The organism is Paractinoplanes durhamensis (genome assembly GCF_016862175.1).
GTDB classification, from domain to species: Bacteria; Actinomycetota; Actinomycetes; order Mycobacteriales; family Micromonosporaceae; genus Actinoplanes; species Actinoplanes durhamensis.
Genome location: NZ_BOML01000087.1, coordinates 32,172 through 57,118 on the forward strand (window position 1 = coordinate 32,172; position 24,947 = coordinate 57,118).

Here is a 24,947-nt window from a genome sequence, read left to right on the forward strand (position 1 = left end):
ACGGAGCTGGCATGTCGGACGGCACGAGCTGGGTGGGGGCCACGGCGAAGCAGATCTCCCGGGCGGTGCGGCGCGGTGACGTGTCGGCCACTCAGGTCGTCGCCGAGACGCTGGAACAGATAGCCATCTCCGAACCCTCCCTGGACGCGTTCCGGGTGGTTCGCGCGGGCGAGGCGCTCGCCGAGGCGGAGAAGGTCGACGACCAGGAAGACCTGGCCAACCTCCCGCTCGCCGGGGTGCCGGTCGCGGTGAAGGAAAATACGGCCGTCGCCGGCCTGCCCACCTGGGGCGGGTCGGCCGCGGCCCGCGGCCCGGTCGCCGAGGTGGACCACGAGGTGGTCCGCCGGTTGCGCGGGGCCGGTGCGGTGGTCGTCGGGGTCACCCGGATGCCCGAGATGGGGCTCTGGGCGGTCACCGATGACACCGACGTGCCGACCCGCAACCCGTGGGACCGCGACCGCACGCCGGGCGGCTCGTCGGGCGGCTCGGCCGCGGCCGTGGCCGCCGGGCTGGTGCCGATCGCGCAGGGCAACGACGGGCTGGGCTCGATCCGGATCCCGGCCGCCTGCTGCGGGCTGGTCGGGCTCAAGCCGGGCCGCGGCGTCATCCCGGCCGAGCTGGGCATCGACGGCTGGTTCGGCCTGGTGGAAAATGGCGTGCTGACCACCACGGTGGCCGACGCGGTGCTCGGGTTCTCGGTGCTGGCCGGCCGCGAGCCGGCCAAGCTGGTCGAGCCGGGGAAGCTGCGGGTCGGCATCTCGACCCGGTCGCCGGTGGTCGGCGTGCAGCCCGACGAGCCCAACCGCCAGGCCGTCGCCACCGCCGCGAAACTGCTGGTGGATGCCGGGCACGACACGGTCACCGCCGAGCCGCGCTACCCGACCTCGCTGGGCCTGCGGGTGCTGGCCACCTGGTTCGCGTCGGCCTACCGCGAGTCGCGCCAGCTGGACGTGTCGAAGCTGCAGCCGCGCACCCGGCAGCACATCCGGCTCGGGAAGTGGGCGTGGAAGGCCGGCCTGGTCAAGCAGTCGCACCGGGATGCCTGGCGGGAGGCGTCGATCAAGTTCTTCGCCGACCACAACGTCGACGTGCTGGTCACCCCGGCCCTGGCCGCGGCGCCGCCGGCCGCCGAGCAGTACTCGACCGGGTCCTGGCGGCACAACATGTCGGTGAGCATGAAGTACGCCCCGTACGCCGCACCCTGGAACGTGGCCGGCCTCCCGGCCATCGTCTTCCCGGTCGGCGTCCGCCCCGATGGCCTGCCGCTCACCGTGCAGATCATCGGGCCGCCCGACTCGGAGTTGCTGCTGCTCGGCATCGCCGGTCAGTTCGAGGTCCGCAACCCCTGGCAACGTCACGCTTTCGGGTGACCGGCTCCATGGCACGATCGGTGCCATGGAGCTCCTGTCCCTCGCTGATGTCCGGGCGGCGCGTGAACTGCTTACCGGGGTCGTCTCGACCACCCCGCTGATCGAGTCCCGCCCGCTGTCCGCGATCACCGGGGTGCCGATCTGGCTGAAATGCGAGAACCAGCAGCGCGCCGGGTCGTACAAGGTGCGCGGGGCGTACACCCGGATCTCGCGTCTCTCCGACGCCGAGCGCAAGCGCGGCGTCGTCGCCGCGAGTGCCGGAAACCATGCGCAGGGGGTGGCGCTCGCCGCCGAGTTGCTCGGCGCGAGCGCCACGGTCTTCATGCCGGAGGGTGCGCCGCTGCCGAAGGTGATGGCCACCCGGGGGTACGGCGCAGCTATCGAGTACGCCGGGACGAGTGTCGACGACGCGCTCGAAGCCGCCCAGCTCTTCGCGGCCGAGACCGGGGCCATCCTCATCCACCCGTTCGACCACCCGGACGTGATCGCCGGGCAGGGCACCGTCGGCCTGGAGATCCTCGAACAGCTGCCGGAGGCGGCCACCATCGTCACCGCGACCGGCGGTGGTGGGCTGATCTCCGGTGTCGCGGTGGCGACGAAGGCGCTGCGGCCGGACATCCGGATCGTCGGGGTGCAGGCCAGCGGGGCCGCCGCCTATCCGCCCTCGCTGGCCGCGGGCGCGCCGGTGAAGCTGGCGCGGGGCGTCACGATCGCCGACGGCATCGCCGTGCTGCGGCCCGGCGACCTGACCTTCGCGCACGTCAGCAAGCTGGTCGACGAGATCGTCACGGTCACCGACGAGGATCTGTCGGCGGCGCTCCTGCTGCTGCTGGAGCGGCACAAGATGGTGGTGGAGCCGGCCGGCGGTGCGGCGGTGGCGGCGCTGCTCACCGGGGCCTGTGCGGTGCCCGCGGGCGGTGGGCCGGTGGTGGCGATCCTGTCCGGCGGCAACATCGACCCGATGCTGCTGCTGCGGGTGATCGAGCACGGGCTGACCTCGGCGGGCCGCTTCCTGCGGCTGGCGGTGCGCTGCGACGACCGGCCGGGGGAACTGGCCCGGCTGCTCGCCGAGATCGCGGAGCAGCGGGCGAACGTGGTCGACGTCGCGCACTCCCGGCAGAACCCGCGGCTCAGCTTCGGCGAGGCCGAGGTGGCGCTCTCGGTCGAGACCCGCGGGCCGGACCACTCGGCGGCGCTGATCACCGCGCTGCGCGGGGCGGGCTACCGGATGGACCCGCTCAGCTACTGAGCGGGCCCATCAGAACTCAGCCCTCGAAGGCGCCGAACTTGACCACGGTGACCTTGATGTCGGCGCCGCTGGGCGCCGTGTAGGTCACGGTCTGGCCGGTGGCGGTGCCGAGGATCGCCTTGCCGAGCGCCGACTCCGGGCTGTAGACCGTCAGGTCGGTGGTGGAGGCGATCTCGCGGGAGCCGAGGAGGAAGGTCTCGGTGTCGCTCTTGTCGTTGTCGAAGTAGATCGTCACGACCGAGCCGGGCTGCACCGAATCGGCCGCCTGGACCTCGCCGACCTCGGAGTTCCGCAGGAACTCCTTGAGGTACTGAATGCGGCCTTCCTGCTTCCCCTGCTCCTCGCGGGCGGCGTGGTAGCCGCCGTTCTCCCGCAGGTCGCCCTCCTCGCGGCGAGCATTGATCTCCGCGGCCACCGCGGGCCGGCCGGCGATCAGCTCGTCAAGCTCGGCCTGCAGCCGGTCGTGAGCGTCCTGAGAAAGCCAAGTCTTGGGCGCCTCTGAACTGGACACGGTCGATCTCCTTGCTGGAAACGGGAACGCTGCTGGAACAGGGGGCACGCTTCAATTTCGCCGTCGCATGCTGAACGGAGCGAATCACCAAGCTTACCAGCGGTACGCATGGTGCCTGGAATGCTCGATCTTGCACTAATAACGACGGCAGCGGCAGGGGGTCAATCGGCTGGTTGACACCCGAGAATGTCGCCGACTGACGCCCGCGCGGTGGTGGGCACCGGTTCCTCGGCCTCGATCGAGGTCGCGCCGGCGGCCGCGCGGACCACCACGGTCCGGCGGCCCACCTCGTTGCCTCCGAAGTCGCGGGCGCGCAGCACACACTCGGTGGCGCCGCCGGCCGGGACCCGGACGGTGAACTTGATCTGCATCGTGGTGTCGGCCGGTTCCTCCCAGCCCACGATCTGCGGCTCGTAGTCGGTCTGCCCGTACCGCTGGTAGAGCTTGATCGACAGCAGCACCGACACCGCCATGACCAGCGCCAGGACGATGATCGACAGCACCGGTCTGCGCCGGCGCTCGCGCCGGCGCCCGTAGCGGCCCGGCGGGAAAACCGGGTTTGTGGTGTGCGTCTCGCTCACCTGACGACCTCTCGTGCAGTTCTTGTCGGTGGGATCGGCCAGAATGGCAGAGTCCATCTTCGCAGCAGGCCCCGATGGGTTGACCGGCAGGGAGTTCACACGGTGACCGAGCAGATGCGTCTCATGGCGGTGCACGCCCACCCCGACGACGAGTCGAGCAAGGGCGCCGCCACCATGGCCAAGTATGTGGCTGAGGGCGTGAAAGTGCTGGTTGCGACATGTACGGGTGGGGAGCGCGGCAGCGTCCTCAACCCGAAGATGGACCGCCCCGAGGTGCTGGCCGACATCACCAACATCCGCCGGGCCGAGATGGCCGAGGCGCGCGAGATCCTCGGCGTCGACCAGGCGTGGCTCGGATTCATCGACTCCGGCCTGCCCGAGGGCGACCCACTGCCGCCGCTGCCCGAGGGCTGCTTCGGCCTGCAGGACCCGGAAGAGGCGGCAAAGCCGCTGATCAAGCTGATCCGCGAGTTCCGCCCGCACGTCATGACGACGTATGACGAGAACGGCGGCTACCCGCACCCCGACCACATCATGTGCCACAAGGTGTCGGTGGTGGCCTTCGACGCGGCCGGCGACCCGGAGAAGTACCCGGAGCTCGGCGAGCCGTGGCAGCCGATGAAGCTCTATTACAACTCCGGCTGGACCAGGGCCCGCATGCTGGCCCTGCACGAGGGCATGCTGGCCGCCGGCCTGGAGTCGCCGTACACGGAGTGGCTGGAGAAGTGGTCCGACCGCGACGACCGCGGCGACAAGATCACCACCCGGATCGAGTGCGGAGAGTATTTCCACACCCGTGACGACGCGCTGCGGGCGCACGCCACCCAGGTCGACCCGGACGGCTTCTGGTTCCGCATCCCGCTGGAGCTCCAGCAGAAGGTGTGGCCGACGGAGGACTTCGAGCTGGCCCGTTCGCTGGTCGACAGCCCGATTCCCGAGTCCGACCTCTTCACCGGCATCCACGAGTCGGCAGTACGATCCGAGGTGTGAACCTCTTCGCGGTCAACAACTTCGGCGACACCCGGTCCGGCGGTCTGGCCGGCCCGATGGGCCTGTTCGTGATCGTGCTGCTGGTCATAGCGACTGTTCTGCTGATTCGCAATATGAATAAGCGCTTGCGTCGGCTTCCCGACAGTTTTTCGGACGTGGAGCAGACACAGCGTGAAGCTGAGATCGCGCGCCTGAATGCCGATCTCGAACAGTCCGGCCCCGCATCGGCCGAGCAGAATGTCGACCAGGATCGATCGCAGGCTACTGCAGCCCCTGCGGAAGTCGAGGTCAAAGGCATTACTACGGACAGTGAGGCCCCTCGCGCAGAAGGCGATCAGGGCCGCGTTTGACCACGTCGCAGGCCGTGCACCGGCCTGAGTGGACAACACGCTCCGTAATTGTCTGACGAAACACGGCCACGGGTCGTGCGTCAACCCTTGTTGTGTTCATCGGGATTGATTTAGCCTTCCGCCGGGGGTCCCAACGGCCCCCGACCCTGCGCGGAAGGGGGCGCTCGAAATGACCATTCCCCGCCCCCGGCATTCGCTCCTGCAGATGCACGTGCATTCGCGTGTGCCGCTCGTAACCAGGGACAACTCGTGACCGCCCCGCCGGTCGCCCGGGCCGGTGTCCGTCGATCATGGATCGACGCGGCAGGCCTCGCCGGGCGTTCTCGGGCGGTCCGGGCGCTCACCGCCGGAGTCGTCGGAATCGCCGTTCTGGTGGCCGTCGCCGGGGTCCTGTTGCCCGTGTCACGTCCCGCCGACCGTCCACTCTCGGTAATGGCCGGGGTGGGTCTCGCGGCGCTGCTCGTCGCGGCCGGACAGCTTGCCCGGCTTCGATTCCGCCTCGGTCGCGGCGTCGTCTCCGTCTCCTGGGGCGAAGCCGCGTTCATCATCGGCTTCGTCGTGGCGCCACCCGGCTGGCTGCCGCTGGCCACCATGGCCGGTGCGATCGCCGCCTGGGCGCTGCTGTCCTGGCTGGACGAGCACCGCAACGTCGCCGAGCTGGCGCACCTGGCCGCCTCGCTGACCCTCGGTGCGGCCGGCGCCGCCACGGTCGCCCGGCTGATCGGGGGCGACGCGCCGGTGCTGAGCGTCCGCACCCAGGGCGCGCTGGTCGCCGGGGCGCTCACCTATCTGCTGATCACGTTCGGCCTGGCCGCGCTCACCCTCACGCTGCACCGCGACGCCGCCACCGGCCAGATCTTCGCCCGCATCCCGTACGCGAAGATCCCGATGGTCGTCGGCAACATCCTGGTCGGCCTCGGCGCCGTGTTCGCCCTGGTCCGCGGCCCGGCCTGGCTGCTCGCCTTCGTGCCCGGGCTGTGGCTGCTGCAACGCACCTACCGCTTCCACCTGCGCGCCGAGGAGGAACGCCGGATGTGGGAGGCGTTCGCCGCCGCGACCTCGGCCCTGCCCGGCGGCACCGAGAGCGAGGTGGCCGCGGCCGGCCTGCGCGGCGCGCTCGACGTCTTCGGCGCCCGTCGCGTCGAGCTCGAGGTGCACACCCCGGAGGGCGGGCACCGCTACGCCCAGGACGGCCCCGGCCAGGACAACTTGCTGGCCGGCCTGCCCGGCCCGGCGATCACCCGGACGATGGCGGTGGCCGGCGAGGTGGTCGGCGAGCTGACCGTGTGGCTGGCCGCGCCGACCCTGCCCGCGCCCCGGGACGAAGCCGCGATCTCCGCCTACGGCGACGCACTGGCCGCGGCGCTGCATGATGCGGCGGCCGGCGTCCAGGTCGCCGAGCTGCGCGAACAGGCCACCTACAACTTCGCCCACGACCAGCTCACCGGCGTGCGCAACCGGGCCAGCCTGCTGGCCGACGGCGACCAGATGCTCCGCGCTCTCGAACGCGACCGGCACGTCGCGCTGCTCCTGCTCGACGTGAACGGCTTCCGCGAGGTCAACGGCACGCTCGGGCACCGCTGCGGCGACGAGGTGCTGGCCCTGATCGCCGAGCGCCTCGGCGAGCTGACCCGCGAGGCCGAGCTGGTGGCGCGCACCGGCGACGACGAGTTCGCGCTGCTCATCCCGGCGATCGCCACGCTCACCGACTCGGCCACCCCGCTGCACGAGACACCCAGCCCGCTGCCGCTGGCCGTCCGGCGGGCCCGCGAGCTGGTCGAGTCCATCGGCCAGCCGATGGAGGTCTCCGGCGTACGCCTCGCAGTGGAGATCGCCGTAGGCGTCGTTGTCGCCCGCGCCGGCCGGGTGGAGTTCACCGAGATGGTCCGGCGCGCCTCGCTCGCCCTCGACCAGGCGAAGCGGACCGAGGTGGCGATCGCCACCTACGACACCAGCCAGGACGCGCTGACCACCGACGAGCTGGCGCTGCTCGCCGAGCTGCAGGACGCGCTGGCCGTCGACGACCAGATCGTGTTGCACCTGCAGCCCGCGGTCGACCTGGTGACCGCCGCGCCCACCGGCGTCGAGGCCCTGGTCCGCTGGCGGCACCCACGCCGCGGCCAGCTCTCGCCGAACGACTTCATCCGCACCGTCGAGCACACCGAGCTGCTGACCCCGTTCACCCACCGGGTGCTCGACCTGGCCCTGGCCGCCGCCGCGACATGGAACCTGGCCGGCGTCGAGCTGCCGGTCTCGGTCAACGTGTCCGCCCGCAGCCTGCTCGACCCGGGTTTCCCCGCCCAGGTGGCGGACGCCCTGCGTCGTCATCGCACCCCCGCCTCCCGTCTGGTCCTCGAGATCACCGAGTCGGTCGCCGTGAGCGAGCAGGCCATCGTCGATGAGGTCCTGGCTGCGCTGCGCGACTCCGGCGTGCAGATCTCCCTCGACGACTTCGGCACCGGTTATTCGTCCCTAGCGATAGTTACGCGCGCGCCGGTCCACGAGATTAAGATCGACCGCTCCTTCGTGGACGACATGATCGACTCAGCCGCCGCCGAGGCCGTCGTGCGCGGCGCCGTCGAGCTGGGCGCCCGCCTGGGCGTGCGGGTGGTGGCCGAGGGCGTGGAGACGACCGAACAGCGCGAGGCGCTGATCGCCCTGGGCTGCCCCACCGCCCAGGGCTACCACTTCTGCAAGCCGATGCCGGCCGACCGCATCGTCCAGGCCTTGACCCAGCTGTCGGAGGCCGCCCCGAACAACATCCGCCCCCTGCGCGCCGACGACGCTTCCTAGCGCCACGCCCGGGCGGTGCCGGCCGGGCCGATGTGGCAGGAATCCGGGATCTCCGGGTGCCTTGGTCTCCATACGCTGTGTGGACCAGTGAGGGATGACCGAGGAGCGACACGAACATGCCCCGAACGACTGCCGGACGCCTTGCCCACCGCGGCCTGATCCTGTCGGTGCTGGGCGGGGCCCTGGCCCTGGGCGCCTGTAGCGCTCAGAAGGACAGCGCCGCCCCGTCCGCCACGGCGACCACCACGAGCGCCGCTCCGGCTGCGAGCGCAGCCGGCTCGCCCGCGAGCCCGTCCGGCACGGCCACGCCCGGCAAGAATTCGCTGCCGGACGGCGTCCACGACGCCTACCTGGTGAAGGTCGACACGGGTGCCCGCACCGTCTCGTTCGACAAGGTGGAGATGTTGACGGGTGATGCGGCGCTCGCCGCCTCCCAGAAGGAGAATCCGGGCGCGACCGACGGGCCGCCCAACGACTACATGCTGGTCAACGCGAACAAGTTGGTGCGCACCCTGCCGGTGGCGGAGACCGTCGAGGTCGCGGTGCTCGGCCCCGGCGGCGGCCCGGAGCTCACGCCGGGGTCGTTCACCAAGCTGCCCGCGTTCCTGGCCGTCAAGGACAACAGCACGTTGTTCAAGCTGACCGTCAAGAACGGAAAGATCACCGCGATGAAGGGCATCTACCTGCCGTGACGGCCTACCGGAGCTCGGCTTCGCGTACGCGTTCGAGTGCTTGTTCGAGCACCATCAGGAGGGCGTCGCGCACCGACGCGCGCCTGCGCGCGTCGAACGTCACGACCGGCACTCGTTCGTTGACGGCGAGCGCCCAGCGGACATCGTCGAGGCTGTACGGCAACTGACCGTCGAACGTGTTCACGGCGACGACGAACGGAAGCCCGGACCGTTCGAAGTAGTCCACCGGTTGGTAACAGTCGTCCAGCCGGGAGCTGTCCGCCACCACGAGCGCACCTAGCGCGCCATGGATCAGGGTGTCCCACATGAAGCCGAATCGATCCTGTCCCGGGGTGCCGAACAGATAGAGCTTGAGGCTGGTGTCGATGGTCACGCAGCCGAAGTCCATGGCGACGGTGGTGGTGGTCTTCAGGCTGTCCGCACGCGGTTCGTCGACGCCGGCGGCCACCGAGGTCATCTCAGCCTCGGTGGTCAGCGGGGCGATCTCGGAGATGGACCGGACGGTGGTGGTCTTGCCGACGCCGAAGCCGCCCGCCACGATGATCTTCACCGGGACCGGCGCCACCCTGACCTCAGGGCCGGGCAGGATCGGGCTCGGCCCGTCAGGAAATCGCACGTAGTCCATGCATAACTCGCAGAATGGTGTCGGAGGTGAGCGGGTTCAGGGTGTCGGCGACGTGCACGTCGAGGTAGCCGGCGGCGCGCAGGTCACCGACGAGGATTTTGGTGACGCCGAGATGGAGGCCCAACCGTGCCGAGATCTCCGCGACCGAGACTGGCTCGACGCAGAGCGCCACCATCGCCTGCATCTCCGGGCTGAGCGACGTCAGCGGCAGCCGGCCCACTCGTGGATCGGGACGCCGGACGGTCACCTGGGTCTCGAGCTCGATCTCGCGATCGACCGCGTTGACCCGTCCGGCGGTCAGGATGAACGGGCGCAGGGCAGCGGAGCGGTCGGCCGGCGCCCGGTTCGGCTCGCCGGTGTTGCCGACAGCGCGGCTCGGGCTCCCGGCCGGCGCGGCGCCGGGCGGGGGTACCCGAAGGTATGGGGGGATTCTCCCGACGGGCTCGGGGTCCGGTGTGCCGCGATGTCCGCCATTCAAAACTGGACAGCGCTTTTCAGTTCCGCGATCAATCCCGGCGTCAGGGTGGCTCCCGCCCGGCTTCCGAACAGCGTCATCTCGAACGCCACGGTGCCGAGGTTCGCTGACTTGGTCGCGATGACGCCCAGCGCCGAGCCGCGGCTGATCGAGGTGATCACCAGGTAACCGTCCACCAGGTCGACCACGACCCGGTTCAGCGCGCCCAGTTTGTACCACTCGGTCGCGCCCGCGGCCAGGCTGGTCATGCCGGAAACCACGGCGGCCAGGCGGTCGCAGTCGGCCCGTTCCCGCTTGGAGGCCTTCGCCATGAGCAGGCCGTCCGAGGAGACCACGATCGCCTCTTCCACGCCCGCCGTCTTCTTGGCGAACGAACCGAGAAGCCAGTTGAACGTCTTCACTTCGGCGCTGAACTCGACGACGGGGGTCTGGATGCTGTCCATGGTGCCGCTCCTTGCTCACTGTCAGTTTCGTTGCGAGAAGTCGTCGAATTCGAGCGCCCGCGCCACGCCCGACTCGAACTGCTCGACGAGGCTGCGGGCCTCGTCCGGATCCTGCTCGACCGCCGCGACGTCGACGATCGAGCGGCGAGGGGAACTCGGGGATGCGGGCAGGGTCGCTCCCGGTACCCGCCGGCTGAGCGCCCGGATCTCCCCGGGCGGAGCCGGAGCGACGACGTTCAGCGCGCGTCGAACGCCGTCCTCGAATGCCTCCACGACCTCCAGCGCCGCGGCCGCATCGGCGAGCACCGGCTCCCGACTCGGCACCTCGGCGGACGTCCCCGCCGGCAGCCGCGCACCCGGGATCCGCCGGTTCAGCCCGGGAACCGGGGGGTGGGCCGTGTCCGGAATCGGTGCCTGGACCAGGCTCTGCGGCCGCGGCGCGGCCGGCGGCTCGCGGAAGGTGACCGTCGGCGTGTCACGGTGCGGCGGTGCCGTCGGCAGGCTACGAACCACCTGGAAGCCGTTCCAGGTCAGCGGATCGCCCATCGCCTCGGCGACCCGGGATATCGTGTCGGGCCGGCGTTGGGACGGAAGCCGCGGCGCCGGCTCGGGCGCCGGCCGGTACGAGGCCGAGGCCGCCGGAGCCGTCGGGCCGGCGGTGTCCCACGGCGGCTGCGACCACTCGACGGAGATCTGCCGCTGCTCCGGCACGGCGACGAGCTCGACCGGCTCCGCGGACGTGGCGACCCGCTCACCGGCCAGCAGCCCACCGCCGATCTGCACGCTGACGGTGACGCCGCCACCGGGAGTGTGCTGCAGGGCGACGTCCAGACCGTGGCGCCGAGCCAGCCGGCCGACCACGAACAGCCCGAGAACCTGGGTCGGCACGAGGTCGAGTCGCTCGCGGCGGCCGATGCGGGCGTGTTCCTCGGCGAGCCGCTCGTCGGGCATCCCGATGCCGTGATCGACGACGACCAGCTGCGCGCCGCCCGGCACGGCCCGGCCGATGACGGCGACCCGGGTGTGCGGCGGCGAGAAGGTGGTGGCGTTCTCCAGCAACTCCGCGCAGACCAGGACCATGTCGCTGACGACCGCGGGGGCCAGCAACAGGTCGAGCGGAACGTCGATGTCGACGCGGTTGTACTCCTCGATCTCGGCGAGGGCGAGGCGTACGACGTCGACCAGCCGGACCGGCGCGGAGTGGTTCTGTTCCCGGGTGGCACCGGAGATCACCACAAGGCTGTCGGCGCTGCGTCGCAGGCGGTTGGCGATGTGGTCGAGCTGGTAGAGCTTGGCCAGGCGATCCGAACTCGTCTCGTCGTTCTCCAACTCGTCGATCAGCGACACCTGCCCGCCGACCAGGTTCTGGGTACGCCGGCCGATGTGGCCGAACATCTCAGCGACGTTGTGCCGGCTGAGGACCTGGCGCTCGACGAGCTGGGACGCGGTGTTCCGGACACGCTCGAAGGCGCGCGCCAGCTCGCCGATCTCGTCGTTGGTGTTCACGTCGAGCACGTCGAGCCGCACCGGCTCGTCCGGCTCGCTCTCGTCGTCGGCCACCCGCCGCAGTTCCGCCTCACCGGCTTCGGCCACCTGCTCGGCCGAACGGCTCAGCCGGGTCAGCGGCACCGCCACGGCCCGGGCCACGATCGCCACCAGAATCAAAACCGCGAGCAGAACGACAAGGGCAAGAGCGCCGATCCCGTACGCGATAGTCAGTTGTTCCCGTCGTTGCTGGTCGACCAGCGCGGTGGTGTCGCTGACGAGACGCTTCTCGACGAAGCCACCCAGCACGCTGAACGACTGGAGGGTGGGGAACAGAGTGTCGAGTGGTAGCGCCGCCATCGTCTTGGCCGGATCGGCCTCGAGCCTGGCGTTGAAGTTCTGGCCGACGCGTTCCTGGAACGCGGATGCCACCAGGTCGTACAGCTCCCGCTCGGACTGGGTGGCGAAGGCCTCGAACCGATCGAGATAGACCTCGTACTCCACCGTCTCCTCGCGGTAACGCTCGGCCATGCCATCGATGTCGCCACCCGCCGCCATCACGGCGAGCAGCGCCGTGCTCTCGGTGCTGGACTCGTTCAGGCCCAGCACGGCGTCCAGCGTGATGAGCTGCCGACCGGCGGTGCTGCCGGCGTCGGCGTGCTGGGTGAGCTGGAGCGACTCGATCATGTCGTCCAGCACCGGGGCGAACTGTTCGAGCACCTGATCGGGCGTGATGGTCCGGGATCGCACCCCTTGCCGCACCTTGTTCAGGTCCGCCACTTTGTCGATCTCGGTGCGCACCGCGGACGGCAGCTCGTCACCCAGGTCCAGCCGGATGTCGCGGACCCGGTCGGTGACCGCCGCGATCTGCAGCTGGAGGGCGTCCGCGTCCACGGCGCCGAGCAGATAGCCGACCGAGAGCAGCCGCTCGCGCTGGAGGTCCTGCAACAGCGGCCCGACCTGCCCGGCCACCACGGCGTCCGCGTTGACGTCGTTCGCCCGGTTGGCGTCGGTGACCAGGTTGCGGATCACGGGCAGGACCAGGCCGGCCATCGCCAGCAGCGGGATCATGACCAGCAGCGTCAGCTTGCCGCGGATACGGAGCTTACTGAGGAGCACTGAACTGCTCCCACCGTGCGTATTCGGAGCCGGCCGTCTCGCTCGGCCGGGATTCGGGCCGCTGCACCGGACCGGTCGGCCATGGAGTCGGCGGTACGGTCACTGGCTGAGCCGGCGCCGGGTGCGCCGGATCGTGCCGGCCCGCCGTCGGCCGTTCCCGCGGCGGTGCCCCCTTGTCCTGGCGCCGCCGGGCCACCAGCGACGGCACGACCAGCGCGAGCCCCAGCAGCACCGGCGCCAGCAGGATTCCGATCGCCAGGAGACGACGATGGCTCAGCGACGCAAGCCGGTCGGCCAGGGCGCTGTCGATCTGGGTGAGGAGCGTCGCCGAGAGGTCCGCCGCGGCTGCCTGCATCTCGTCGCGGGAACGAACGACCTTGGCCGTGTCGATCCGGCCCGTGCCGTTCGACAGCGGCGACATCAAGGGCGCCAGGTCGTCGATCGACCGGTTGAAGCGGTCGAGCTTGCTCAGCAGCGCGGTTCCGAGCGCCCCGCCGTCGGAGCCCTCCACGGCCAGTCGGATGTCGTCGGAGAGGTCCTTGGCGTTGCCGGCCAGGCCTGAATACGCGGACCTGACGTCGTCGGCCACCTTGGCCTGGGCTGCCGGGGACTCGCCGACGACGCTCAGCAGGAGATCGGTGTACTGGGCGGCCGCGACGATGCCCTCGGGCAGTTCCTGGGCCGCGCCGTCCTCCAGGTAGTAGGTGTCGACCTCCGGGTCGCGGATCAGTTGGGACGTGTTGCGAACCTTGTCCATCAGGGCCAGCAGCAGTTCGCTGACCCCGCCGTACGCGGCGATGATCGGCGCAGCGGCACCCTCGGCGGGAAGTGACTCGACCTTGGTCCGCAACTCGGTCCATCGGTCCTCGGTGCGCAACCGTTCGCCGAGCTCCTTGTCGGCCTTGGCGACGTCAGCGACCGCAAGGGCCAGTGGCTCGCGTGGCGCCGAACCGCCGCGGACCGCCACGGATTCCGCATTCGTCAACGCGATCTCCAACGGTTCCAGCGCCTGGATGTACCGGATGCCGTCGCGCTCCAGCGAGGCGAAGGTGGACTGCTCCCCGACCGACTGCCACACCAGGGAGAACAGCACTGTCGCCGACACCATCAGGGCAATGGGAAACAACATCCGCGTTCCGCTGCCGAACGGCCGCCGCGCACGCAGACGCTGGCGCGCTCCTGCAGTCATCATCGCTCACCCTCTGGGCGACGGCGGAAAGTCCGCGCCCGCGCTACGTTGGAAAGGTCCTGACCTGGGAACCGGGAATTTGGATCGATGGGACCATACTCACGTGGCGTTGCATGCAGTCATGACTCCATCGACCGACTGTCACGGCGTAACGGGTAGGTTGTGGCGACACTCCAGTTAGGACTGTTCATCGTTCATGTGGCGCTGAGCGGAAGACCTTGCCAACTGATCATGCGCAACATAGGGTTCCGCGCCCTGCCATCACCCAGCCTTTGCCGAGTCCCCGGGGACTGCCGGCCGACCGCATCGGTGGCCGAGCCATGGGCTCTCCGTCTGGCGGTGAGCGTTCGGTCAGGCGGTGGCGTCGCGGTAGAGCGGTAGCGGGCCCGGCCAGTTCGGGGCTCGAGTGCAGAAGCGGCGGCCTGCGGCCTGAGCGGTCGCGGCGTCCAGGGTCTGGTCGATGCGCTGGGTGTCGAGGGGGTTCTTGACCGACAGCAGGCGGGTGCGCAGCGCGCAGCGGCGGTGGTCGCCGTCGGCGGTGGGGTCGACGTCGGCGATCTCCTGGGCGATCCGGTTGTGCAGGTACGGCACGCGCTCCGTCGCGGAGCGCTGGTGGTAGGCGCTGTTTGCCGCGGCCGAGACCACCGTGACGCCGCTCAGTGCGATCAGGGTCACGGCGGCGGTCAACCGGCGAGCCCGGGGCAGTGCGGTGGCCGCGGCGACGACGAGGGCGCTGCCGCCGACCGTGGTCAGGGCACTGTCGCGCCAGCCGACGCCGTACTGGCCCGCGGCCGCGGCCTGCTGCATCCAGACGTTGAGAGACGCGATCCCGGCGGCCAGGGCCAGGACCGTCGCGGACACGCCGGCCAGGGTCAGCGTCTGCCGAGCGTCCAGGCTCGGCAGGGCCGGCAGGGCTCGCAGCAGCAGCCCGGCGACGACCAGCAGGGCGGCCGCGGCGAGAGCGGTCACCGGCGCGGCCAGCCAGCCGCGGGTTCCCGCGGTCGCCCACTGCCACATCAGCGGCGGCAGCCAGGAGATCAGGCGGTCGGGGACGGCGGCCGCCGCGCCCGGCAGGGAGACCGCCGACCCCTCGTAACAGTCGCCGCGGCTGCAGGTCTCCGCGATGGCCATCCGCACCGGCACGATGACCGGCAGGAACCCGGCGCACAGTAGAAGCACGAACCGGACCCCGCTGTCGCGAAGCATGTTCCGCAGGCGGACGGCGAACACCAGCCGGGCGCGCAGGCCGACCGCGACGACGCAGAGCGGGATCGCTAGGCAGGCCATCTCGTTGAAGGCGGCGATCGCGGCCCCGGCCAGGACGGCCAGCGTGCCCCGGAGGAGCGACAGCCGCGGCAGGCCGACGGTTGCGCAGGCCCACGCGGCGACGGCCAGGACGAGGCTGCTGGTCATGAAATACAGGCCGCTGAACAGCACGGTGGTGCTCACCGGCCCGGCGGCGACGAGACCGCCGCCGACCGCGAACGGCAGCAGCGCCACCGGCACCGGCGGGGCGGTACGCAACGGCCGGGTGCGGCCGGTCGCGTACGCGGCGAACAGCACCGCACAGCCGGTCAGCACGATGGCCGTGACGAGAGCCGCGAGCCGCAGCCCGACGTTGACCGGAATCCCGAACACGTCCGACAGCGCGAACACGGCGACGTTCTGGGCCCACTCGTAGGTGCGCCCCAGCGGCCGGAAGTTGCCGAGGTTCAGGAAGTAGGGCACCGCCCGGAACGCGTCGACCGGCACCTCCCACGGCCGGTCCAGGTAGACCCCGCCGAAGGCGTACACATTCAGCTGATCGTCCGCCCACGGCGCCTGCGTCATCAGCGGCGCCAGCACCACCGTCGGCACCACCACCGTGCCGACCCCAACGGCATCCCAGGCCGGATGACGCCGCGACATGGACCCGAGCTGCTCGTCAGCGAGAGGCGCAATCACAGTGAATACAACGCCCGCCCCGGCTGCGAGGCATGGGTCGACCGGCGACTATTTGTCGAGGCAGGCGTCCCAATCCTGGTCCTCGGTATGCGGTCCCCGTCGACCAAGAGTGCGACCTGACAAGTCCGGTGCGTCATAATCTCGCTATGGAAGCCAGTGAACTGCCCGATCGATTCGAGGGGCTGGAGCAGCGAATCCCTGAGTCGTGGGATGAGTTCCGTGGGCCGGCCAGCGGCGTGGTGCATCTGCCGAACCGGCTCGCCCTGTTCTCCATCCTGCTCGACTGCGGCCAACGCGAAGACATCGTCAGGTACGTGGACCCCCACCTGCTGCGCGGCGACTGGCCCCGGCTGTGCCGAGCAACGACATCGCAGGTGACCCGTCGTTGGGAGCAGCGCCTACCCGGCCTCGCGGCGGCCTGACCCGGATGGACGACTTCCACCGACGGCTCGCTCAGATCGCTTTCGACGCCGGCGACGACTTGGGTCTGGTGCTTGCGGGTGGGTACGCCATCGCCATGCATGAGTTGACCAGCAGGCCCTCGCACGATGTCGACTTCGCGACTGCCTCGCCGTTGCCGTTACCGCAGATCGTCGAGCAGTTGGCCGACGCGCCCTGCACGACCGGGCGTTGCACCGCGACTTCATCGACGTGCAAGCAGCAGCACGATCCGGATATACCCCGAGCGACCTTGAGCGCCTCGGCCGTCGACACGCCCCGCACTTCACCCTGTCCGACCTCGCTGACCGGCTCGCCTCGATCGACGACCGCGATGACCGCACCTTCACCGATTACGGCCTTGACGACCGGCAGATCCAAGACCTGCGGGCGTGGGCGACCGAATGGGAAGACGGCATCCGTCTACGGCTGAGTTCCGGTACTGACCTGCGGCCTGGACCGGGGGAACCGGATTGGGACACCTACCTCGACCACGAGTAGTGGTCCGGAGGGTGCGTGAGAAGGTGGGACAGGGTCAATCGCCTTGCTGATGCGGCCTCGCCCCATCTTTCTCCAGCACCGGGACAATCCGGTTGACTGGTGGCAATGGTCTGAAGTAGTGCTGGCGCGCGACAAAGTTGCAGGTAACGACTTCGAGGTCACGGGGTAGAGGCCGGTCTAGTTAGTCGTCGAGTTGGCGCAGTGACTCCTGGACGCCTGCGGCGCTCGGGTCGTCGAGGGCGGTCAGCAGTTGTTCCGCCTCCGTCCACGCGGTGCGTGCCTCGGCGGGGCGCCCGGCCGCGCGGTGTGATTCGCCGAGGTGCACCAGCAGATCGGCGACGAACAGGTCGTGGTCCAGGGTCCGGGCCAAGGTGAGGCCGTGCTGATAGCAGTCGATGGCCTCGGTGTGCCGACCGAGGTGGTGGTGGGCGTATCCCAGGCTGTCCCAGGCGCTGGTGGCGCCGAACAGGTCGGCGTCCGCCTCGAAAAGCTCCAGCGCCTGCCGGCAGTACGACAGCGTGTGCTCGAACTCGCCGAGCAACGCGTGGTACCACCCGATCGCGTTGAGCGCTTCGGCCTGCCCGGTCCGGTCATCGGTGCCGGCGAAGAGCGCCAAGGCCTGGCGGGCGTGCCCGAGGGCGATCGCGGGCTGCTTCCGCTGGCCCCACAGGTACGCGAGGTGCTTCTCGGTGCGTGCCTGCCCGTTGCGGTCGCCCATCGTCGTGAACAGCTCCAGCGCGCGGTTCAGGTTGTCGTCCGCCTCGGCGTAGCGGCCGAGCCGGAGGTCGGCCCGAGCCAGGCCACCGTGGCCGTAGGCGCGCGCCGGCAGTTCGCCGAGGCGGTCCGCGCACTCGATGGCGGTCTGCCAGGCCATGGCCTGATCATGCAGGTGGCCCTTCCGGGCGGCATAGGTGTCCAGCGACCAGACGAGCTGCCAGGCGAGCCGGTCGAGCCCCACCGCGGCGGCCTGCCGCAGCGCGGCCTCCAGGACGGGACGGTGCGCGCCGTACCAGGCCAGCGCGGCGCCGTGATCCTTGAGCGGCTCCGGAGACACGCCTGCGGCCGGCTCGCCGAGGGGCAGCACGATAGCTTCGCGGGCCGGGTTGAGCAGGCGATCCGCCTCGTACGCGGTGTGCGTGTAGTGATCGAGCAGGCGGACGGTGGCCGACCGGTGTACGTCCTGCGCGTCATCGCGGCGAGCGAGTTCGGCGGCGTACTCGCGCAGCAGGTCGTGCTGGCTGTACCGGCCGAGGTCGTACTCGGTCACCAGGCTTGCCCGAGTCAGCTCGCGCAGGGGTGTGCGCAGTTCGCGTTCCGGCAGCCCGGCCAGGCTGGTCAGCGCGGGGACGTCGAAGTCGGGTCCGACGGTGAGCCCGAGCAGCCGGAACAGCCGAGCGGCGGGCTCGCTCAGGGCGGCGTACGACCAGGAGAGCACCGCCCGCAGATCACCGGCCGGGTCGCCGACCTCCAACGCGGTCAGCCGGTCACCGACCTGGCTGAGCTCGGCGGCGAGCGCCGTCAGCGGAAAGTTCGTCTGCCGGGTCCGGGCCACGGCGATGCTCAACGCCAGCGGCAGCCGGGCGCAGGCCGCGATGACCTGATCGAGCGCGTGGCGCTGCGCGAGGACCCCCGGACCGAGCCGGTTGGTCAGGAGCTCCTCGGCCTCCACCCAGGACAGCACGCCCAGCGGCACGGTGGACGCGCCGTCGGTCAGCAGGCCGGTGAGCTGAGTTCGGCTGGTCACCACGACGACAACGGTGGCGGTGCCCGGCAGCAACGGCCGGACCTGCTCGGCGTCGCGGGCGTTGTCCAGCACCAGGAGGATCCGCCGGCCGGCCACCACGCTGCGGTACAGGGCGGCCTGCGCGTCGAGGCCGGCCGGCACCCGCTCGGGTGCGACGCCCAGCGCATCGAGCAGGCTGCGGAGCGCCTCCTGCGGTGCGACGACCTGTCCGGTGGGGTCGAAGCCGCGCAGGCTCAGGAAAATCTGGCCGTCCGGGAAGCGGGACCGCACCGTGTGGGACCAGTGCACGGCAAGGGCGGTCTTGCCCACCCCGGCGGTGCCGGACACCACGGCGACGGCCATCGCCGTCTCGGTGAGCAGGTTGTCCAGGATGCGCAGGGTCGCGGCACGGCCGGCGAAACCGGGAACATCCGCCGGGAGCTGGGCCGGCACGACAACGGTGACCGGCACTCCGGCCGCCACGTCGGCGGTCTCCCGCGTCGCCACCGGTTCCCCTCGCAGCATGGCCTGGTGCAGTGCCTGCAGGGCGGCACTGGGATCGGTGCCCAGCTCGTCCGCGAGCCGACGGCGGAACTCCGCGTAGTACGCCAGCGCATCGGCGGGCCGGCCGGCGGCGGCATAGGCGCGGATCACCACGTCGGCCAGCGGCTCCGTCAGCGGGTGATCAGTGGCGAGCTCGACCAGCGGCCCGAGCACGGCGAGCGGGTTGCCGGTCCGCAGCTCGGCGAGCCCCCACGCCACCGTGGCGTCGAGATACAGCGCCCCGTACGCGTGCCGGCAGCGCTCGACCCAGCCGCCCTTCAGCCCGCCGAGCGGTTCGGCCCGCCAGCACCCGCGGGCCGTGCGGAGCAGCGTCAACGCGGTGGACGGGTCGGCGCCGCGGGCACGCCGGACATGGTCGGCGAACCGGTTGGCGTCGACCCGTTCGGGCGCGATGTCGAGGACGTAGCCGCTGGAGCGGCGCAGCAGGCGGGTCGGTGGCGTGCCCACGGCTTCGGCCAGCAGCCGCCGCAGGTGGGTGAGGTGCACCTGCAGAATGCGGGCCGCCGCCGGTGGCGGCTCGTCCCACACCCGGACGGCAAGCGCATCGATCGTGACCGGGCGACCGGCATCGACCGCCAGGGCCGCCAGCGTGTGCCGTCGCTGCGGTGGACCGATCTCGACCGGCCGGCCGTCCGCCCAGATCTCCACCGGACCCAGCAGGCGGACCTCCACCATGGTCTCCCGTCGTCCGTCACGTCCGCCGAGCCTCGGCGACAGCATTTTATTAGCTGTGCGCGACCATGCTCGGTGACCGGGAGGACTCCGCGGTCGGGGTCGAGCCATGTACAACGGGGGTGGCTCGACCCCGATGTGGGAGGCCGGCCGATGTGAACCGATTGGGCGCTGCGACCTCGCCGTATTTAGGTAGGCGTCCCGATCCGGCCAGGGATCGCCTCCGGGGCTGCTCTTACGAGTGAACGCCTGCTGCGGGGCTGGGAGTCATGCGAGCCTGGCGGACATGGCTACCTCCGCACCAACCATGCCGAAGCGCGTCGCGGCCGAGTTCCTGGGCACGTTCTGGTTGGTATTCGCCGGCTGCGGGTCCGCGGTCCTCGCCGCCGGGTTCCGCACGCCCGCGGGCGTCCACCTGGGTATCGGCTTTCTCGGGGTGGCCCTCGCGTTCGGGCTGAGCGTCATGACGATGGCGTACGCCGTCGGGCACGTGTCCGGCGGCCACTTCAACCCGGCGGTGACGTTAGGTCTGGCCGCCGCCGGCCGGCTGCCGTGGCGGGACGCGCCCGTGTACATCGTGACCCAGGTGGTGGCCGGTGCCGCCGGTGCCGGGGTCCTGTACGTCATCGCGGCCGGCCGTCCCGGCTTCGACGCCACCGAGTCCGGCTTCGCGACGAACGGCTACGGCAGCCACTCGCCCGGCGGCTACTCGTTGACGGCCGCGCTGGTCGCTGAGGTCGTGCTGACCGCCGTCTTCCTGTTCGTCATCCTCGGCGCGACGGACACCCGGGCGCCACGGGGCTTCGCTCCGATCGCGATCGGGCTGAGCCTCACCCTGATCCACCTGGTCAGCATCCCGGTGACGAACACGTCCGTGAACCCGGCGCGCTCGATCGGCCCTGCCCTGTTCGCCGGCAGCGGGCCGCTCGGCCAGCTCTGGCTCTTCATCGTCGCGCCGATCATGGGTGGGCTGATCGCCGGCTTCACCTATGCCGCGGTGCTCGGTCAGAACGAGCCGGCCTCTCCCTTGGAGCAAGCCACCGCCGCCTGACGCGCCGCGGACGCTCACGTGCGTTGGTGTGCCACCGCAAATGCGGGGTGGTCTGCGGACGCCGCTCCGAGACGGAAACGCGTTTGAGTACTCACCACTCAGGACAGACGGCCGGCCGCTTCCTAGGTTCGGCTCATGATGCTCTCCCGATCCGATGCTCGGTTCCGGGCCGCCATGACGGTCCTGACCTGCGGTGCCCTTCTGCTGTCCATTCTTCGCGCGCCGGCCGCCCGGGCCGACGACGGGCGGCGCGGCAGTGACCGGTCCGACCTGCGGGTGTGCGACCTGTCCGCCTGCTACCTCGCGCTGCAGGTGGTGGATTCCGACGGTGACGGTACGGCCGACGCCGACGAGATCGCCCTCGGCTCCGATCCGCTCGACCCGGCGAGCCGTCCGTTACTGCGGAAGGTGCTCGACGCGACGCTCGACGGGAAACTGCCGACCTACGAGCTCGGGTACGGCACGTGGGCCGTCTTCCCGTCGGAGTTCGTCGCGGGCCTGGAAAAGAAGTGGTACGCGGGCGCCGGCGCCGGATCGGGGCTGCCGTCCGAGGTCTTCGGTATCCCCACCCGCCGGGACAGTTTCGCGCTCGCCGGGATCGACGACGGGCTGCTCAAGAGCGCGGGACTCGACATGCCGTGGGTGACCGGGTTGTCCTTCGGCCTGTTCGACTCCGACGGCTCCGGGAAGAACATGAAGATCGACCTCGGCCGATTCGACCCGAGTTGGTACGGCGACTTCGACGACTCGACCGGGATATGGGCGGCCGCGCACGGTGGCCAGGAGGGCAAAGCGGTCGAAGATGGGGAGACGATCGTCCGGGGGTACATCGACGGCTCCTCGTCCCGGTCCTGGCCAAGCCTGGCGGGGTGCGAGATCATCTGCACCACGAGCGGCTACACCGAGTACTACGACTCGGACTTGAACCTGGCGGCGACCTCCACCGACGAGGTGTATCAGGACCCGACCGGCCGGTGGCACCACGACCAGACCGTGCGTGACGCCAACGGCACCGTTCTCAAGGAGGTCCGCCAATCGTGGATGGACCACAACGACGCCTCCCGGCGGGACACCACCGACACCCAGAAGGGCGCCGGGACGGCGAAGGAGCACACGCAGACGAGGTCCGAGGTCGACGGCACGGAGAGATCAAGCACCAACCGGGAGAAGTGCGACGAGAAGGGCGAGAACTGCACCGGTGGGATGACCACCGGTGACGAGGATTCCGGCCGGGTTCTGCCGGGCACGGCCTGGCTCTCGCACAAGGTGGCGGCGGCCGCGATGGGCGCCCTGCTCACCGCGAAGGGCACGACCGTCCTCCCGGCTCAGAATGCCCCGGACGTGATCGGCGTCTGGACCGACGACGACGTCAATGCGGTCCTGCACAAGCGGGACCTGATCTCGCTGTTCTCCGGCGACGAGGACCGGAGCAACGTCGGGCCGATGGTCGTCGGCACCGGCTGGAACACCGCCAACCCCGAGACCCGGCCCGACCTGCCCAGCCCGCTCGACGGGGCGCCGGGCAGCGGCGCCGGGGGCTGCGCATCCGGCGGCACCTGCTGACATCCCCTACCGCTTCCCGAGCCCGGACCGGGCGAGCTCGGCCCGCGAGGTGATGCCGAGCTTCGCGTACGCGCGGGACAGATGGTTCTCCACCGTCCGCACCGACAGGACCAACCGCCCGGCGATCTCGGCGTTGTTCGCCCCGCCGGCCGCCAGCTCGGCGACCAGGCGCTCACGGGAGGTCAGCCGGTCGGCGGGCGCGGGTGACCCGGCCAGCAGCGGGGTGGGCGGGTCACCCACCCGGCGCGCGAACTCGTCGGCCCGGCGCCGGGCGGCGGCCGCGACCCGGCCGGTCGCGCTTTGGGCGGCCGCAGCCGCGGCCTCCGCCGCATACAGGGGCGAACCGGTGGCCTCGAAGGCCGCCGCGGCATCGAGCAGGGTTTCCGGGCTGGCCCGTTCCAGCCCGGTGGCCAGTGCGAGCCGGGCGGCGCTGATCGGGGAGCCCCCCGCCAGCTCGGCCAGCCGGGCGCGCACCCCGGCGCCGTCGCGCATCCGCAGGCGCTCGTGCAGGATCCAGGACTCTGCCGCCACCGCCCGCTCCTGAGCGGCCCGGGCCTGCCCCTGCCGCAGCACGTCGCGGGCGACCGCGTGGTGACCCTCGGCATGCGCGGCCCAGCTCAGGGCGATCGGGACGGTGTGCCGCAGAAACCCCAGGCCTGCCTCCGGCGAGCGGAGGTGCTGCACCCACGCCTGGTCCGGAGCGCGGCCGCGGGATCCGTACGCCGCGGTCAGCACGGACAGGCCGACCCGGGTGCAGTCCGTCATCCCGGCGGCCGACGCGGTCACGAGGCTGCGCCGCGCCCAGAGCGCCGCGTCGTCCAGGTGGCCCGCCTGCAGCCGGGCCGCGCCGACGCACACGGCGGCCCAGGCGCGTTCGAAGACGACGCCGTCGGCGAGCGAGTTGTCGTAGGCGCGCTCGGCAGTGCGGGCGGCGTCGTCGAAGCGGCCGTGTTCGCGCAGCGCGTGGCTCGCGTAGACGAGCAGCTTGTCGCGGGTGCCGGCGGCGGCTTCCGGCCCGGCGCCGGCGATCTGGTCGAGCAGTTCCTCGACGACGGCGACCGCCTCGGCGGTCCGTCCGATGTGGGCCAGGGCGTTGCTGCGGCCGGTCGCCAGCATGGTGCGGACCGGCAGCGGCAGTCCGGTGCCGTCCCCGATGCCGGACGCGAGCGCCAGCGCCTCGTCCGGCATTCCGGCGTAGGCCAGGGCGTCCACCTCGGCGACCGCGAACAGGGCCCCGACCGGCGCCCCGGCGGGATACCGGGCGAACTGCTGCCGCAGCACGTCCTGGGCGGCGGGCAGGTCGTAATGGCCCCAGAGGATCACCTTGTGCAGGGTCACGGCGAGCAGGGCGGCGTCCCCGCCGGGCGGGGTGCGCTCCAGCGCGTCCCGCAGGACGGTCCCGGCCTCGTCGGCGCGCCCGGTCTCCCAGAGGGTGACCGCGAGGACGAGGGCGGCGCCGACGGCCGCTTCGTGGTGGGTGGCCCAGACGTCGGGGACCCGGTCGAGGCAGGCCCGGGCCAGCCGCACCGCGACGTCGGTCGCGCCACCGGCGGCGGCGACGCGGGCCGCGGCCAGCAGCGGCGCCGGCTCCACCGCCTCGCCGGCGTCCAGGCTCAGCATGGTGCACCGTACGTGGTCGTGCGGCGCGAGGCTGCGAGCGACCGCAAGGTGTTCCCGGAGTACGGCTCGACGCCGGGCCGGGGACAGGTCGTCCCACAGCACCTCGGCGAACAGCGGGTGGACGAAACGCACGGTCTCCGCCGCCCACACGGCTATCCCGTGGCCGACCAGGTGCTCGATTCCGGCCAGGTGCCCGGCGTGCTCGATCTCGCCGTCGTTCGCCCGGCCGATGGCGGCCAGGAAGCGGGCGGCGGCGACGGCGTCGTCGGGCAGGCCCGCCAGGCGGGTCGGCAAGAGGCTCCGCAGCCCGGCCGGGATCGGTAGCGGCCGGACGGCATGCCAGCCGGCCGCCGAGCGGCGCAACGCGCCGGAGCGCCGCGCACCATCGAGTAGCTGGGTGACGAACAGCGCGTTCCCGCCGGTGCGCCGCCACACGTCGTCCACCACTCCGGCGTCCACCGGGCCGTCGAGCAGCGTCTCAACCAGTTGCTCGGTCGACGTCCGGTCGAACGGCGCGACCGGCAGGACGATGGTGTTCGACGCCGCCGCCAACTCGGCCACGACGGCCGGCACGCGACCGTCGGTGGTCCGCACGGTGCTGACCAGCGTGCGTCCGGCGTCGCGGGCCACCCGCACCGCGACGGCCAGGGAGACCTCGTCGCAACCGTCCAGGTCGTCGACCGCGAGTATCGCTCCGGCCGGCACCGCCCGGAGCACCTGGGCGACCATGTTCGCGAGCGACGTCGTCGCCGGGTCGACCAAGTGCGCCAGGGCCGCCAGCGGGACGTGCGCGAGTCCCCGCGTGCCCCAGGCGCGGACGGCCGGAAGCGCGGCGGACACGGCGTCGAGCAGTCGCGTCTTGCCCACTCCGACCTCGCCGGTGACCAGAACCACGCCGGTCCGCGGATCGCGTACCGCGGCGAGGACGTCACCGAGTTCCTGCGCCCGGCCGACCAATGTCATGCCGGGATCATCCCGTCCCGCGCGGCGTGCGCCAAG

21 protein-coding genes and 1 pseudogene are annotated in these 24,947 nt (G+C 71.2%); 11 read left to right on the plus strand and 11 right to left on the minus strand.

Annotation, left to right across the window (positions count from 1 at the left end):
- Positions 1-11 precede the first annotated feature (11 nt).
- Together Adu01nite_RS44850 and ilvA are read left to right on the plus strand one after the other, a co-directional pair.
- The gene (locus tag Adu01nite_RS44850) at positions 12-1,370 is read left to right on the plus strand and encodes an amidase (protein ID WP_203735511.1); all 1,359 of its coding nucleotides are present in this window, start codon (positions 12-14) and stop codon (positions 1,368-1,370) included.
- A 25-nt stretch (positions 1,371-1,395) separates the two neighbouring features.
- Positions 1,396-2,619 carry a threonine ammonia-lyase gene (gene ilvA, locus Adu01nite_RS44855; protein WP_203735512.1) on the plus strand — a complete coding sequence of 408 codons (1,224 nt, stop codon included), beginning with the start codon at positions 1,396-1,398 and terminating at the stop codon, positions 2,617-2,619.
- 16 nt (positions 2,620-2,635) lie between these two features.
- Here the strand turns inward: ilvA and greA are convergent, their stop codons facing one another.
- On the minus strand, positions 2,636-3,130 hold the full coding sequence (gene greA / locus Adu01nite_RS44860) for a transcription elongation factor GreA (protein ID WP_203735513.1): 495 nt from the start codon (positions 3,128-3,130) through the stop codon (positions 2,636-2,638).
- Positions 3,131-3,291: 161 nt separating this feature from the next.
- On the minus strand, positions 3,292-3,768 hold the full coding sequence (locus Adu01nite_RS44865; RefSeq protein WP_203735514.1) for a DUF4307 domain-containing protein: 477 nt from the start codon (positions 3,766-3,768) through the stop codon (positions 3,292-3,294).
- Positions 3,769-3,813: 45 nt separating this feature from the next.
- Here Adu01nite_RS44865 and mca point away from each other — a divergent pair, with 45 nt between their 5' ends.
- The 4 genes from mca (at position 3,814) to Adu01nite_RS44885 (ending at position 8,536) form a co-directional block, all read left to right on the plus strand.
- Positions 3,814-4,701, plus strand: coding sequence for a mycothiol conjugate amidase Mca (gene mca, locus Adu01nite_RS44870; protein WP_203735515.1), 888 nt, complete (start codon positions 3,814-3,816; stop codon positions 4,699-4,701).
- A gap of 56 nt (positions 4,702-4,757) precedes the next feature.
- A complete protein-coding gene (locus Adu01nite_RS44875) occupies positions 4,758-5,051 on the plus strand; it encodes a hypothetical protein (RefSeq protein WP_239133194.1) in 294 nt (97 codons plus the stop codon).
- 249 nt (positions 5,052-5,300) lie between these two features.
- Entirely contained in the window at positions 5,301-7,844 is a 2,544-nt protein-coding gene (locus tag Adu01nite_RS44880) for a bifunctional diguanylate cyclase/phosphodiesterase (RefSeq protein WP_239133191.1), read from the plus strand.
- A gap of 116 nt (positions 7,845-7,960) precedes the next feature.
- Entirely contained in the window at positions 7,961-8,536 is a 576-nt protein-coding gene (locus Adu01nite_RS44885) for a hypothetical protein (protein ID WP_203735517.1), read from the plus strand.
- Positions 8,537-8,540: 4 nt separating this feature from the next.
- Here the strand turns inward: Adu01nite_RS44885 and Adu01nite_RS44890 are convergent, their stop codons facing one another.
- The 6 genes from Adu01nite_RS44890 to Adu01nite_RS44915 all read right to left on the minus strand — a co-directional run bounded on the left by Adu01nite_RS44890 (position 8,541) and on the right by Adu01nite_RS44915 (position 15,780).
- Entirely contained in the window at positions 8,541-9,161 is a 621-nt protein-coding gene (locus Adu01nite_RS44890; RefSeq protein WP_203735518.1) for a GTP-binding protein, read from the minus strand.
- Positions 9,139-9,639 carry a DUF742 domain-containing protein gene (locus Adu01nite_RS44895; protein WP_239133192.1) on the minus strand — a complete coding sequence of 167 codons (501 nt, stop codon included), beginning with the start codon at positions 9,637-9,639 and terminating at the stop codon, positions 9,139-9,141. The genes Adu01nite_RS44890 and Adu01nite_RS44895 overlap by 23 nt, the downstream gene beginning before the upstream one ends.
- Positions 9,636-10,079 (minus strand): roadblock/LC7 domain-containing protein, encoded by a 444-nt coding sequence (locus Adu01nite_RS44900; RefSeq protein ID WP_203735519.1) that lies wholly within the window; start codon positions 10,077-10,079, stop codon positions 9,636-9,638. Before Adu01nite_RS44900 ends, Adu01nite_RS44895 begins: the two co-directional genes overlap by 4 nt.
- Before the next feature lie 21 nt (positions 10,080-10,100).
- The gene (locus Adu01nite_RS44905; protein WP_203735520.1) at positions 10,101-12,683 is read right to left on the minus strand and encodes a sensor histidine kinase; all 2,583 of its coding nucleotides are present in this window, start codon (positions 12,681-12,683) and stop codon (positions 10,101-10,103) included.
- Positions 12,670-13,812, minus strand: coding sequence for a hypothetical protein (locus tag Adu01nite_RS44910; RefSeq protein ID WP_203735521.1), 1,143 nt, complete (start codon positions 13,810-13,812; stop codon positions 12,670-12,672). Before Adu01nite_RS44910 ends, Adu01nite_RS44905 begins: the two co-directional genes overlap by 14 nt.
- Before the next feature lie 411 nt (positions 13,813-14,223).
- The gene (locus Adu01nite_RS44915; protein ID WP_203735522.1) at positions 14,224-15,780 is read right to left on the minus strand and encodes a hypothetical protein; all 1,557 of its coding nucleotides are present in this window, start codon (positions 15,778-15,780) and stop codon (positions 14,224-14,226) included.
- Between the two features lie 182 nt (positions 15,781-15,962).
- Between Adu01nite_RS44915 and Adu01nite_RS44920 the strand changes: the two genes are divergently transcribed.
- A complete protein-coding gene (locus Adu01nite_RS44920; RefSeq protein ID WP_203735523.1) occupies positions 15,963-16,238 on the plus strand; it encodes a hypothetical protein in 276 nt (91 codons plus the stop codon).
- A 31-nt stretch (positions 16,239-16,269) separates the two neighbouring features.
- Here Adu01nite_RS44920 and Adu01nite_RS44925 read toward each other — a convergent pair whose 3' ends face one another.
- On the minus strand, positions 16,270-16,452 hold the full coding sequence (locus tag Adu01nite_RS44925) for a hypothetical protein (RefSeq protein ID WP_203735524.1): 183 nt from the start codon (positions 16,450-16,452) through the stop codon (positions 16,270-16,272).
- On the opposite strand from Adu01nite_RS44925, the gene Adu01nite_RS44930 reads away from it, so the two are divergent.
- Positions 16,447-16,755, plus strand: coding sequence for a hypothetical protein (locus tag Adu01nite_RS44930; RefSeq protein WP_203735525.1), 309 nt, complete (start codon positions 16,447-16,449; stop codon positions 16,753-16,755). The genes Adu01nite_RS44925 and Adu01nite_RS44930 overlap by 6 nt on opposite strands.
- Before the next feature lie 15 nt (positions 16,756-16,770).
- A pseudogene (locus Adu01nite_RS49200) lies at positions 16,771-16,864 on the plus strand (DUF255 domain-containing protein); the annotation flags it as partial.
- Positions 16,865-16,936: 72 nt separating this feature from the next.
- Here the strand turns inward: Adu01nite_RS49200 and Adu01nite_RS44935 are convergent.
- Entirely contained in the window at positions 16,937-19,717 is a 2,781-nt protein-coding gene (locus Adu01nite_RS44935) for an AfsR/SARP family transcriptional regulator (RefSeq protein WP_203735526.1), read from the minus strand.
- 283 nt (positions 19,718-20,000) lie between these two features.
- Between Adu01nite_RS44935 and aqpZ the strand changes: the two genes are divergently transcribed.
- Together aqpZ and Adu01nite_RS44945 are read left to right on the plus strand one after the other, a co-directional pair.
- Complete coding sequence (gene aqpZ, locus Adu01nite_RS44940) at positions 20,001-20,765, plus strand: aquaporin Z (RefSeq protein WP_203735527.1); 765 nt, start codon at positions 20,001-20,003, stop codon at positions 20,763-20,765.
- A gap of 135 nt (positions 20,766-20,900) precedes the next feature.
- Positions 20,901-22,328: a thrombospondin type 3 repeat-containing protein gene (locus Adu01nite_RS44945; RefSeq protein WP_203735528.1), complete on the plus strand. Its 1,428-nt coding sequence runs from the start codon at positions 20,901-20,903 to the stop codon at positions 22,326-22,328.
- A gap of 6 nt (positions 22,329-22,334) precedes the next feature.
- Here the strand turns inward: Adu01nite_RS44945 and Adu01nite_RS44950 are convergent, their stop codons facing one another.
- The gene (locus Adu01nite_RS44950; protein ID WP_203735529.1) at positions 22,335-24,911 is read right to left on the minus strand and encodes a helix-turn-helix transcriptional regulator; all 2,577 of its coding nucleotides are present in this window, start codon (positions 24,909-24,911) and stop codon (positions 22,335-22,337) included.
- Positions 24,912-24,947 lie beyond the last annotated feature (36 nt).

Bases quoted from the DNA above. Each gene is read 5' to 3' on its own strand.
- Adu01nite_RS44850 (WP_203735511.1), top strand. From the start codon at position 12: ATGTCGGACGGCACGAGCTGGGTGGGGGCCACGGCGAAGCAGATCTCC.
- ilvA (WP_203735512.1), top strand. From the start codon at position 1,396: ATGGAGCTCCTGTCCCTCGCTGATGTCCGGGCGGCGCGTGAACTGCTT.
- Adu01nite_RS44865 (WP_203735514.1), bottom strand. From the start codon at position 3,768: ATGGACTCTGCCATTCTGGCCGATCCCACCGACAAGAACTGCACGAGA.
- Adu01nite_RS44875 (WP_239133194.1), top strand. From the start codon at position 4,758: ATGGGCCTGTTCGTGATCGTGCTGCTGGTCATAGCGACTGTTCTGCTG.
- Adu01nite_RS44885 (WP_203735517.1), top strand. From the start codon at position 7,961: ATGCCCCGAACGACTGCCGGACGCCTTGCCCACCGCGGCCTGATCCTG.
- Adu01nite_RS44890 (WP_203735518.1), bottom strand. From the start codon at position 9,161: ATGGACTACGTGCGATTTCCTGACGGGCCGAGCCCGATCCTGCCCGGC.
- Adu01nite_RS44900 (WP_203735519.1), bottom strand. From the start codon at position 10,079: ATGGACAGCATCCAGACCCCCGTCGTCGAGTTCAGCGCCGAAGTGAAG.
- Adu01nite_RS44910 (WP_203735521.1), bottom strand. From the start codon at position 13,812: ATGTTGTTTCCCATTGCCCTGATGGTGTCGGCGACAGTGCTGTTCTCC.
- Adu01nite_RS44915 (WP_203735522.1), bottom strand. From the start codon at position 15,780: ATGTCGCGGCGTCATCCGGCCTGGGATGCCGTTGGGGTCGGCACGGTG.
- Adu01nite_RS44920 (WP_203735523.1), top strand. From the start codon at position 15,963: ATGGAAGCCAGTGAACTGCCCGATCGATTCGAGGGGCTGGAGCAGCGA.
- Adu01nite_RS44935 (WP_203735526.1), bottom strand. From the start codon at position 19,717: ATGGTGGAGGTCCGCCTGCTGGGTCCGGTGGAGATCTGGGCGGACGGC.
- aqpZ (WP_203735527.1), top strand. From the start codon at position 20,001: ATGGCTACCTCCGCACCAACCATGCCGAAGCGCGTCGCGGCCGAGTTC.
- Adu01nite_RS44945 (WP_203735528.1), top strand. From the start codon at position 20,901: ATGATGCTCTCCCGATCCGATGCTCGGTTCCGGGCCGCCATGACGGTC.
- Adu01nite_RS44950 (WP_203735529.1), bottom strand. From the start codon at position 24,911: ATGACATTGGTCGGCCGGGCGCAGGAACTCGGTGACGTCCTCGCCGCG.